Below are 10001 nucleotides of genomic sequence, written 5' to 3'. Positions count from 1 at the left end.
GGTCCCGGCTCTCCATCTCCCTGATCGTCGCCTTCGACCGCAACCACGCCATCGGCCGTGACAACGATCTGCCGTGGAAGTTGCCGGACGATCTCAAGCGCTTCAAGGCGCTGACGCTGGGCAAGCCGATCCTGATGGGGCGCAAGACCGCGCAATCGCTGGGGCGTGCCTTACCTGGACGCCTGAATCTGGTGCTGACGCGCTCCGGGCAGGTGCCGTTCGAGGGCATGCAGGCGGTTGCATCGGTCGATCAGGCGATCGAGCGCGCCGCGCAGGACGGCGCGCAGGAGTTGTGCGTGATCGGCGGCGGCGAGGTGTATCGCCTGACCATGGACCGCGCCGATGTGCTGGCGGTGACCGAGGTCGACACGGCGGTGGATGGCGCCGATACGCACTTCCCGCCGATCGACCCGGCGGTGTGGGTTCCAGCGCATCGCCAGGCGCATGCGGCCGATGACCGCCATGCGTTCGCCTTTTCTTTCGTGGATTACCTGCGGCGCTGAGCCGGCAAGGACGCGGCGCGTGACCGGCGCACCAGGGTCAAGGCGACTTACTCGGGAGCGCCGCCAGCTTGCGGCTTGGCCGGCGCGGCGGCGCCGCTCCCCGCATTTCCCGCAGTGTTGCCGCCATTGCCGCGCCCCCGGCCACGCCCGCGTGGGCGGCCCTGGCCTTCGCGTGGACGCCGCGGCGCGTTCGTGGTGGGTGCGGCGGGTGCTGTGACTTCGCGGCCCGGCACCTGCACCACGCGCAGCTCCTCGCTATCGAGCTGCAGGGCGGTGAGCTTGCCGCCCCACACCGCGCCGGTATCGATGGCGTGCACGCCCTGGGTGATGGTGAGCCCCAGCGCGGACCAGTGGCCGCACACGATCTTCAGATCGCGCTCGACCCGGCCCGGCACCTCGAACCAGGGATACAACCCCTGCGCCTGCGTACCGGGCGTGCCCTTGTCGTCGGTGGCGATGCGCCCGCGCGGTGTGCAATAGCGCATGCGCGTGAACAGGTTGATGATCGCGCGGCTGCGCTCGTAGCCGCTCAGACCCGGCGACCAGCCGGGCTGGTCGCCGTACATGTTGCGCAACAGTTTGCGATAACCGCCGCCCTGCAACTGCTGCTCGACCTCGCGCGCATGCTTCTCGGCCATCTGCGTGGTCCACTTCGGCGCCAGCCCGGCATGAATCATCATCCAGCCCAGTTCGCGGTCCACGTGCGCCAGCTTCTGCATGCGCAGCCAGTCCAGCAGCACGTCGCGGTCCTCGGCCAGCACGATGCGCTGCAGATCCGGATTGACCTTGCGCTGTTCCTCCTCCGAGCGCGCACCGATCGCCAGCAGCGACAGGTCGTGATTGCCCAGCACCACCACGCTGTGTGCGCGCAGCGAATGCACCAGGCGCAGCGTTTCCAGCGATTGCCCGCCACGGTTGACCAGGTCGCCGCAGAACCACAGCGTGTCCTGCGCCGGGTCGAAGCGGATCTTTTCCAGCAGGCGCTGGGTGATGTCGTGGCATCCCTGAAGGTCGCCAATCGCCCAGACGCTCATCGCGTGCACTCCATCGGTCCAGCGGTCATCAGTGCAGCGTCCTGGGTACGCTCAGCACGAAGGCGGCGATCGGGGCGGTGAATTCGGTGCCATCGTCGGCCACCATGTCGTAGTGGCCCTGCATCTGGCCCTGCTCGGTTTCCAGCAGCACGCCGGAGGTGTAATGAAACGCTTCGCCCGGGCGTAGCCAGGGCTGCTCGCCGACCACGCCTTCGCCATCGACCTGCTCGGTGCGGCCGTTGGCGTCGGTGATCTTCCAGTGGCGGGCGATCAGGCGCGCAGGCACGGCGCCCGCGTTGTGGATGCGGATGCTGTAGGCGAAGGCATAGCGGCCTTCTTCCGGGGTCGATTGATGGGCGAGGAAGCGTGGTGCCACCTCGACCTCGACCCGATAGCGCGGATCATCGTGCATGCGAAAAGTCTAAATAAAACGGTGTGGGAGCGGCGCTCACGCCAGCTCGACATTGGCCAGCCGGATGAAATCGGCGACCTCGAGTTGTTCTGCACGGGCATCCGGGCGCACACCGGCGGCCTCGAAATGCGCCGGCTCGCAGACGCCGGACAAGGCGTTGCGCAGGGTCTTGCGGCGCTGGCCGAAACCGGCACGCACCACGTCGGCGAAGCGGCGGCGGTCGGCAATGGCCACCGTGGCCTGGTCGCGCGGCACCAGCCGCACCACCGCCGAATCCACCTTCGGCGGCGGCCGGAACGCGCCTGGCGGCACCACGAACAGCGCGGTGACCTCGCAATACGCCTGCAGCATCACGCTCAGCCGGCCGTAGACCTTGCTGCCCGGGCCGGCGGCCATGCGGTCCACCACTTCCTTTTGCAGCATGAAGTGCATGTCGGCGATCGCCGCGGCGTGGTCCAGCGCATGGAACAGGATCGGCGAGGAAATGTTGTAGGGCAGGTTGCCGACCAGGCGAATCGGGTTGTCGTTGGCCAGCGTGGTGAAATCCACGCTGAGCACGTCGCGATGGATGATGCTCAGCGTGCCGATCGGCGCGGCGGCCTCGGTCAACGGGGCGATCAGGTCGCGATCGAATTCGATCACGGTCAACGCGCCGTGCCTGCGCAGCAGCGGGAAGGTGATGGCGCCCTGTCCGGGACCGATTTCGACCAACTGCTGGCCGGCGCGCGGGTCCACCGCCTGCACGATCCGGTCGATGTAGTCGCGATCGGCAAGAAAGTGCTGGCCGAGCGACTTCTTGGCCGGTGCGCTGAAGGAAGAATTCATCCCCCCAGTTTAACGGAGCAGGCGGCTGCACGTGGTATCGGCGCTGCCCCTCGCGCCGGGTGGGGCGTGTGTCGCGTACACGCAGCCGCTTGCCTGGCGTTCGCTCAGCGGCGCGCCGCCAGACGCGCGCACAGGGCGGTCGCGGCCATCAGGCTGGAGGGGTCGGCAATGCCGCGCCCGGCCAGTTCCAGTGCGGTGCCATGATCGACCGCCACGCGCGGGTAGGGCAGGCCCAGGGTGATGTTGACCGCCTGCTCGAAACCGCTGTATTTGAGCACCGGCAGGCCCTGGTCGTGGTACATGGCCACCACCGCGTCGAAGCCGCCCAGTTTCTGCGGCAGGAAGGCAGTGTCCGCCGGCAGCGGCCCGATCAGATGCAGGCCTTCGCCACGCAGGCGCTCCAGCAGCGGAATGACGACGTCCAGTTCCTCGCGGCCCAGGTGCCCGTCCTCGCCGGCATGTGGGTTGAGCCCGAGCACGGCAATACGCGGCGCGGGCAGCCCGAAGTCGCGCCGCAGCGCGGCGTGGGTGATGCGCAGGCACTGTGCCAGCGCATCGGTGGTGATCGCGTCGGCCACCGCGCGCAACGGCAGGTGGGTGGTGACCAGCGCAACGCGCACGATGCTGTTGGCCAGCATCATCACCACCGGGCAGCCGGCCTGCTCGGCGAGCAATTCGGTGGTGCCGGTGTACGCAATGCCGCCGGCGTTGATCGCGGCCTTGTGCACCGGGCCGGTCACCATGCCCTGCAGGCGACCGGACAGGCAGTCGCCGGCAGCGGTGCGCAGGCCGTCGATCACCGCCGTGGCATTGGCTGGATCGGGCGAGCCGAAGCGGGTCGGGCTGACCTGGCGGATCGGGACCACCGGCAGGTCGCCCGGCGCCCGCGCAGACTGGTCGGGATCGAGCAGCCGCACAGGCAAAGACAGCGCCTGGGCGGCGCTGTGCAGGGTATCTGGATCGGCGTAGGCGACCAGACGTGCATCCGGGCGCGGCTGCTGGGCGAGCCGGACGCAGAGTTCCGGCCCGATCCCGGCCGGCTCGCCTGGCACCAGCGCGAGCGACGGGACCTGCATCGCTTAGCGCGCCGGCTGTGCCGGCGGCGGGGTCGGGGTAGCCGGTTCTGCCGGCTTGGCCGGCTCGGCGGTGGCATTGCCATCGGCGCGATCGCCGGTGCGATAGCTCACGTAGGCTTCGCCGCGCAGCTCCTGCAGATACCGGTTGTATTCCTCTTCCAGCTTGCGGCGGCCGATCGTTTCGCGGACCTGCGCACGCTGGTTGTCGGCGCTGACGTCGGTCTGGCGGCTGCCCACGCGCTGCACGATATGCCAGCCGGCCTGGGTGCGGAACGGCTCGGAGACCGCGCCATCGGCCAGGCTCTCGACCTGCTTGCCGAAGTCCGGGCCGAACGCGTCGGCCGGGAACCAGCCCAGATCACCGCCCTGGCCGCGGCTGTTGGCGTCTTCGGACGCTTCCTTGGCGGTGGCCTGGAAATCGGCGCCGCCGACGATGCGCGCACGCAGGGTGTCGATCTTGGCCTTGGCCTGGTCCTCGGTCTGGTTGTCGCCGATGCGGATCAGGATGTGCCGGGCGTTGTACTCGGTCACCATCTTCTTCTCGCCGCCGGCATTGGCGTCGCGCATTTCCACCAGCTTGAGCAACTGGAAGCCGCTGGGGCCACGCAGCGGGCCGGCCACCTGGCCTGGCTGCATGTCGCGAATCAGCTGCGCGAAGGCATTCGGAATCTCGTCCAGGCTACGCCAGCCCAGGTCGCCGCCTTCCAGCGCGTTGGGGCTGTCCGAATAACGTACGGCCGCAGCGGAGAAATCCAGCTCGCCCTTGTCGATCAGGGCCTTGACGCCATCGACCTTCTTCTGGCCAGTGGCGATCTGCTCGGCGGTGGCGCCTTCCGGCAGCCCGACCAGGATATGCGCCAGGTGATACTGGCTGCCGGTGGTGGCCTGCTGGGCCAGCGCGCTATCCACCTCGCCCTCGCTGACGCTGATGCGGCTCTGCGCGAAGCTCTGACGCAGCCGCTGCACGATGATCTCGTCGCGCACCGACGCGCGGAAATCGCCGTAGCCCATGCCATCGGCGGCCAGCTTCTGGCGCAGCCCGTCGACACTGGTGCCGTTCTGCTGGGCGATGCTGGCGATGGCGCGGTTGAGTTCCTCATCGCTGACCCGGATGCCGTTGCCTTCGGCACGGCCCACCTGCAGCTTGACCAGCACCAGGCGCTCGAGCACCTGACGCTGCAGCACATCGTCGGGCGGCAACTGGTTTTCGCGGCCGGCATACTGCGACCTGACATTGCGTACGGCGCGATCGAGCTCGCTCTGCAGCACCACGTCCTCGTCAACGATGGCGGCGATCCGATCCAGCGGCTGGGACTGCTGCGCCGAGGCCAGCGGCGAGACCGTGCTGGCAACTGCCAGCAACGAGGCAAGAACAACGGAGAAAGGCTTGGTCATGGAATCAGGTTCGGATCGTAATCGTCCGGATTGGTCGTGGTATTGCTGGGCGGGACCAGGTACAGGTCGTCGCGGTAATAGCCGAGAATAGCACGGCGCAAAGTGCGGTCCGTGTTCTGGCCGAACGAGCTCAGACCCTTCAGCACGAATTCGAACTGGATGGAATTGTCCATTTCGCCGTCGCGGTTGCGCACGAACCGGCGTACCAGCGCGCGTACCGCCAGGCAGCAGCTGTCCCACTGCACGCCGCCGATGATTTCCAGCGGTTTACGGTCCAGCAACGAATAGTAGTAGCGGCCCACTGCGCTCCAGGTCGGATTGATCGGGTACAGGAACGAGAAGTCGGCCTGCTTGAGCTGGTCGCTCTCGTCGATCAGATTGCGCCGGTAGCGATAGGCCAGGTTGACGATGCCGTCGTTGCCCAGCAGGTAGCGGGTCCGCAGGCTGGCCAGATCTTCCTTGCGCGAGTTCGGGTTCCACTGGTAGGTGGCACCCATCGACCAGCGGTCGTTGATCATGTAGTTGGCATCGGCCACCCACGCCGACTTGCCCTGCTCGATCGGCTGCTCACTGTTGGCGGCGGAATTGTTGATCGTGACCAGCGAGTCGTTGAAGTACAGGATCTGGCCTGCGCTCAGCGACAACTTTTCGCGCCCATCGTCCTGACGCAGCCAGCGCGAGGTCACCGCCAGGGTCAGCTGGTTGGCATCGTTCTGGCGGTCTGCGCCGGTGTAGCGGCTGTCACGGAACAATTGCCCGTAGCTGAAGGTGAACGGCCGGGTGTCGAACACCGGCAGGTCGTCCTGGTCGCGGTACGGCACGTACAGGTAGTACATACGCGGTTCCAGGGTGTTCAGATAGTTGGTTCCAAACACCGAGGTTTCGCGATCGAAGTACACCCCGGCATCCAGCGAGGCGATCGGCAGGCTGCGCGCGGGCGTGCGGTTGCCGGTGAGTGGGGCGGTATTGGCGGTCGTGGAATCCAGCTGATACGCCGTGTATCGCCAGGCCAAGGTCGGCGTCAGGAACCAGGACGCACCGGACAACGGCATCGAGACATACGGTTTGAGATCCAGGCGCGACCCGCTTCCGTAATCCCGGTTGCGGACGTTGGTGCGTACGTACTGGTCGCCTCTGTTCGCTTCGTTGCCATTGTTCGGAATGAAGTCCACCCGGTACGAATCGTCGTGCGTGAACCGCACCGCCTCGGCATACACGCCGGCCTCGAAGATGCCGAGGGGCTTCTCCCAGGTGAAATACGCACGCGGCTGGCGGTTGTAGGGCAGGGCCTGTTCGTCCAGGGTGTAGTCGGTGAGCTGCCAGCGGTCGGCCATCAGGCCGGCGGTCCAGGTCTCGCCGGTGCCGTAGATGCCCACGGTGCTCTGCAGGCTGGAGGCCGACCCCATGCCGTTGACGCGGCTGGTGAAATCTTCCACGTAGCGGGTATCGCTGACCCAGGCGATGCTGCTGCGGGCCTGCCAGTGCGTGTCCACGTTGTGGAAGCCGCTGTAGAAGACGCTGCCGCGGTCCTTCTTGCGCAGGTTGTCGTTGGGCAGGTAGTTGCCGGTGATCTCGCCGCGGCCGCCCTCGTACAGGTAGCGGAATTCGGTGCCGAACATGAAACCTCGCCTGCTCATGTAGCGCGGCAGCAAGGTGGCGTCGTAGTTCGGTGCCAGGTTGAGGTAGATCGGCTGCAGGTAATCGAAGCCGTTACGCCCGGACAGGCCGAACTGCGGGAACAGCAGGCCGGTCTGACGGCGGTCGTCGATCGGGAACTTGAACCAGGGGAAGTACAGCACCGGCACCTTGCCGACCTGCAGCACCGCGTTGCGCGCGGTGCCAAAGCCTTCTTCGTTGTCCACGTCGATCTCCGGCGCGCGCACCCGCCAGATCGGCTGCGACGGATCGCAGGTGGTATAGGTCGAACGGTGCATCTGGCCGACCTGGCCCTGCAGGTCCACCGATTCGGCGCCGCCGTTGCCGCGCCGGTCCACCAACTGGTACTGGATGTTGGTGACCTTGTGGCTGTCGGTGTCCTGGTTGCCCTCGGCACGGTCGGCGACCATGCGGAAGGACGTGTCCTGGTAGCGGACGTTGCCTTCGGCGATGTAGTTGCCGGTTTCGGTGTCCATGCGCAGGCTGTCCGCACCCAGGAACTGGTCGCCGCGCTTGAGCGCCACGTTGCCCTGATACTGCGGGGTGGTGCTGGTACCGGACAGCTGGTCGCCTTCGATGTCGGTGGGCAGCTGCTGGCGGATCTCCGCTGCCTTGGGATCGGCGGCAGGCGCGCCGTCGAAGCCTGGTAGCGGGTCCACGGCCGGGCACAGTCCCCAGTTCAACGGCTTGTCGGCGGCCATGGCCGGGAGGCAGATGGCGATGCTCAAGGGCAGGGGGAGCAGGCGGAGAGCTCGGCGCACGCGTGGTTCAACCAATAAAATGGCGACTAGCTTGCCGTATAGCCCGCATAGGGGCAATGAAGAGTCCCGGTCGCGACAGGACAGGGTTCATCGCCGTTCCCTGCACCGCGCATGCGCGCGCAGCGGTCACCGCAAGGCGGCAACGTGGGCAACGCTGCTTTCGCGTAGTGCCTGCAGGTCGTAGCCGCCTTCCAGCAGGGAGACCACCCGGCCGCCCGCATGCCGTTCGGCCAGGGTACGCAAGGCACCGGTGAGCCATGCGAAATCGGCGTCGTCCAGCATCAGATCGGCCAGCGGGTCGCGCAAATGGGCGTCGAACCCGGCGGAAATCAGTATCAGTTGCGGGCGAAACGCATCGATCAGCGGCAGCATCTCGTCTTCCCACACGTTGCGGAAACGCAACCCATCGCTGCCTGGTGGCAGCAGCAGGTTATGGATGTTGCCGAGGCCGCGCTCGTGGACGCCGCCCGAATGCGGATAGAGCCCGGACTGGTGGGTACTCAGATACTGCACGGCCGGGTCGCGCTCGAAGATCGCCTGGGTGCCGTTACCGTGGTGCACATCGAAATCCACGATGGTGATGCGCTCCAGTCCGTGCCGGTCGCGCGCGTGGGCGGCCGCCACCGCGACGTTGTTGAACAGACAAAACCCCATCGACACCTGTGCGGTGGCGTGGTGGCCGGGGGGGCGGACCGCGCAGAAGGCGGTGCGGGTGAGGTTCTGCATCACCGCATCCACTGCCGCGATGCCGGCGCCTGCGGCGCGCAGCGCGGCCGCGCGCGAGGCCGGCACCATGCGCGTATCCACGTCCAGTTGGCGGTAGCCGTCGAAAGCGGTTTCCAGCACTGCATCGATCTGTTCGCGGTCATGCACCCGGCACAGGTCGCCGAGCTTGGCCAGCGGTGCCTCGCGCCATTCCAGATCCGGAAAGGCGGTACGCAACGCATCGACCACCGCCTCCAGCCGGGCGGGGCTCTCGGGATGCTCGGGGCCTGCGTCGTGGCCGAGACAGGCAGGATGGGTAAAGACCAGCATGGGTCGACTCTAGAGCGTGTCAGATACGTTGTGGTGAGTGCGAAGCGGCCCGCGGCGCCTCGAGGCCGGCCCGGCCTGTCTGCCGGGATGACGCGCACAATGCGCCAAGCCTGTCCCGGACCGGAGGGCGTTCACCCGCGTCGGCGGTCGTGTCGCCACAGCACTTCCTGCTGGCCATCGACGCGCGCCAGTACGCGCGCCAGCACGAACAGCAGATCGGACAGGCGGTTCAGGTAGCCGATCGCTTCGCTGCGCACCTGCTCCTGGCGCGACAGCGCGACGGTTTCGCGCTCTGCACGGCGCACGATGGTGCGGGCCAGATGGCAGCGCGCGGCCGCTTCGCCTCCCGCCGGCAGGATGAATTCCTGCAGTGGCGGCAAACCGTCGTTGAAATGGTCCAGCTGCCGTTCCAGGGCCTGGATGTCGGCCGTGGCGATGGCCGCATGCCCGGGAATGCACAGCTCGCCGCCCAGATCGAACAGCTGGTGCTGCACGGTGGTCAGCAGCTCGGCAACCGCGGCCGGTACGCCGGGTGCCGCCAGCAGCACGCCGATGGCGGAATTGGCTTCGTCCACCGTGCCGTAGGCAGTCACCCGCAGGGCATCCTTGCCGGTACGGTTGCCGTCGCCCAGGCCGGTCGTGCCGTCGTCGCCGGTACGCGTATAGATACGTGAGAGCCGGTTGCCCATGGCTCAGCCGGCCCGGGCCTGGCTGCGCGGTGCGGCCAGGCGTTCGGCGGCCACCTGGATCGCCGCTGCCGCCGCGACATACAGCGCGGCGCTGCGCAGGTAGGGCCACAGCCAATCCGAGTAGTTCTTGAACCAACCGGCCGCGGTGGGTTCGCTCACACTGGCGCTGATCCAGTAGAAGCTGCTCTGGGCGATCAGTTGGCATACCGCCACTGCGATCAGCAGGGCCGGAACCAGGGCGACCAGCGCACTCCACTGCGCGCCGCGATAGCGCCGGCGCAGCCAGACGCCGCCAGCCCACAGCGCGAAGTACGCCGGAATCAGGCACCAATAGGCAGGCGATACGCAGTAATGCTGCCAGAAGCTCAGGCCCTGCCGGGCGATCACCAGCCAGTCCACGGCCACCGCAAGCGCCATCAATAGCGGGAACGCCAGCTTGCTGCGCGCGGCCAGATGGAAGCCGCCGATGAAAAAGACCGCCCAGGAGGCATCCGGCACCGGCGCGAAGTGATTGATACGCGTGGCCGCCATCAGCACGGCCAGCAGGCTCAGGATCAGGGTGTCGTGCGAGCGAGAGGTCATGCGCAGGGGTGGCGGGAACACAGGCAGTGAAGT

Annotated in this window: 10 protein-coding genes; 1 reads left to right on the top strand and 9 read right to left on the bottom strand. The window is 67.3% G+C overall.

Going from position 1 to position 10001, the window contains the following annotated elements:
- Positions 1 to 14: 14 nt before the first annotated feature.
- The gene (locus LL962_RS14285; RefSeq protein WP_228317390.1) at positions 15 to 503 is read left to right on the top strand and encodes a dihydrofolate reductase; all 489 of its coding nucleotides are present in this window, start codon (positions 15 to 17) and stop codon (positions 501 to 503) included.
- 47 nt (positions 504 to 550) lie between these two features.
- Here the strand turns inward: LL962_RS14285 and LL962_RS14280 are convergent, their stop codons facing one another.
- The 9 genes from LL962_RS14280 to LL962_RS14240 form a co-directional block, all read right to left on the bottom strand.
- A complete protein-coding gene (locus tag LL962_RS14280) occupies positions 551 to 1537 on the bottom strand; it encodes a symmetrical bis(5'-nucleosyl)-tetraphosphatase (protein ID WP_228317386.1) in 987 nt (328 codons plus the stop codon).
- 28 nt (positions 1538 to 1565) lie between these two features.
- Positions 1566 to 1949 carry a Co2+/Mg2+ efflux protein ApaG gene (gene apaG, locus LL962_RS14275; protein ID WP_104584803.1) on the bottom strand — a complete coding sequence of 128 codons (384 nt, stop codon included), beginning with the start codon at positions 1947 to 1949 and terminating at the stop codon, positions 1566 to 1568.
- Positions 1950 to 1985: 36 nt separating this feature from the next.
- Positions 1986 to 2774, bottom strand: coding sequence for a 16S rRNA (adenine(1518)-N(6)/adenine(1519)-N(6))-dimethyltransferase RsmA (gene rsmA, locus LL962_RS14270; RefSeq protein ID WP_228317385.1), 789 nt, complete (start codon positions 2772 to 2774; stop codon positions 1986 to 1988).
- A gap of 104 nt (positions 2775 to 2878) precedes the next feature.
- Positions 2879 to 3850 (bottom strand): 4-hydroxythreonine-4-phosphate dehydrogenase PdxA, encoded by a 972-nt coding sequence (pdxA, locus tag LL962_RS14265; RefSeq protein WP_228317384.1) that lies wholly within the window; start codon positions 3848 to 3850, stop codon positions 2879 to 2881.
- Between the two features lie 3 nt (positions 3851 to 3853).
- Positions 3854 to 5245, bottom strand: coding sequence for a peptidylprolyl isomerase (locus LL962_RS14260; protein WP_228317383.1), 1392 nt, complete (start codon positions 5243 to 5245; stop codon positions 3854 to 3856).
- Positions 5242 to 7662, bottom strand: coding sequence for an LPS-assembly protein LptD (gene lptD / locus LL962_RS14255; RefSeq protein ID WP_228317382.1), 2421 nt, complete (start codon positions 7660 to 7662; stop codon positions 5242 to 5244). Before lptD ends, LL962_RS14260 begins: the two co-directional genes overlap by 4 nt.
- 126 nt (positions 7663 to 7788) lie before the next feature.
- Positions 7789 to 8697, bottom strand: a complete 909-nt coding sequence (locus LL962_RS14250; RefSeq protein WP_228317381.1) for a histone deacetylase family protein — start codon at positions 8695 to 8697, stop codon at positions 7789 to 7791.
- A gap of 131 nt (positions 8698 to 8828) precedes the next feature.
- The gene (locus tag LL962_RS14245) at positions 8829 to 9386 is read right to left on the bottom strand and encodes a cob(I)yrinic acid a,c-diamide adenosyltransferase (protein WP_228317380.1); all 558 of its coding nucleotides are present in this window, start codon (positions 9384 to 9386) and stop codon (positions 8829 to 8831) included.
- Positions 9387 to 9389: 3 nt separating this feature from the next.
- Positions 9390 to 9968 carry a hypothetical protein gene (locus LL962_RS14240; protein ID WP_228317379.1) on the bottom strand — a complete coding sequence of 193 codons (579 nt, stop codon included), beginning with the start codon at positions 9966 to 9968 and terminating at the stop codon, positions 9390 to 9392.
- Positions 9969 to 10001 lie beyond the last annotated feature (33 nt).

Source organism: Xanthomonas sp. NCPPB 1067 (assembly GCF_020783795.1).
GTDB lineage: Bacteria > Pseudomonadota > Gammaproteobacteria > Xanthomonadales > Xanthomonadaceae > Xanthomonas > Xanthomonas melonis.
The sequence above is the reverse complement of the archived record's forward strand: the minus strand, read 5'-3'. Positions and strand labels throughout refer to the sequence as shown.

Excerpts from the sequence above, each read along its gene's own strand:
- LL962_RS14280 (WP_228317386.1), bottom strand. The coding sequence starts at position 1,537 with ATGAGCGTCTGGGCGATTGGCGACCTTCAGGGATGCCACGACATCACC.
- apaG (WP_104584803.1), bottom strand. The coding sequence starts at position 1,949 with ATGCACGATGATCCGCGCTATCGGGTCGAGGTCGAGGTGGCACCACGC.
- rsmA (WP_228317385.1), bottom strand. The coding sequence starts at position 2,774 with ATGAATTCTTCCTTCAGCGCACCGGCCAAGAAGTCGCTCGGCCAGCAC.
- pdxA (WP_228317384.1), bottom strand. The coding sequence starts at position 3,850 with ATGCAGGTCCCGTCGCTCGCGCTGGTGCCAGGCGAGCCGGCCGGGATC.
- LL962_RS14260 (WP_228317383.1), bottom strand. The coding sequence starts at position 5,245 with ATGACCAAGCCTTTCTCCGTTGTTCTTGCCTCGTTGCTGGCAGTTGCC.
- LL962_RS14250 (WP_228317381.1), bottom strand. The coding sequence starts at position 8,697 with ATGCTGGTCTTTACCCATCCTGCCTGTCTCGGCCACGACGCAGGCCCC.
- LL962_RS14245 (WP_228317380.1), bottom strand. The coding sequence starts at position 9,386 with ATGGGCAACCGGCTCTCACGTATCTATACGCGTACCGGCGACGACGGC.
- LL962_RS14240 (WP_228317379.1), bottom strand. The coding sequence starts at position 9,968 with ATGACCTCTCGCTCGCACGACACCCTGATCCTGAGCCTGCTGGCCGTG.